Raw genomic sequence first — 245 nt, 5'->3', positions numbered from 1 at the left:
GTTGATGGTCCACAAATCGCCATTGTTACCTGCCCATAGGGTGAAGAAATATTTTGTGACGAGCATGGCCGCGTTAAGGTGAAATTTCCATGGGATAGTTATTCCAACAACGACGAAAACGCCAGCTGCTGGGTACGCGTGTCTCAAGGTTGGGCCGGCACCCAATACGGCATGATTGCCATTCCGCGTATTGGCCACGAAGTGATTGTCAGCTTTTTAGAATGCGATCCCGACCAACCGATCAT

1 protein-coding gene is annotated in these 245 nt (G+C 49.8%); it reads left to right on the top strand.

All coding sequences use genetic code 11. From position 1 onward, the window contains the following. Positions 1-48: 48 nt before the first annotated feature. On the top strand, positions 49-245 hold a 197-nt coding region (locus tag Q4519_RS22000), incomplete at its 3' end, for a phage baseplate assembly protein V (protein ID WP_303516105.1).

The sequence above is a fragment of the Motilimonas sp. 1_MG-2023 genome, from assembly GCF_030547455.1.
GTDB lineage: Bacteria > Pseudomonadota > Gammaproteobacteria > Enterobacterales > CBDFNC01 > Motilimonas.
The sequence above is the reverse complement of the archived record's forward strand: the minus strand, read 5'-3'. Positions and strand labels throughout refer to the sequence as shown.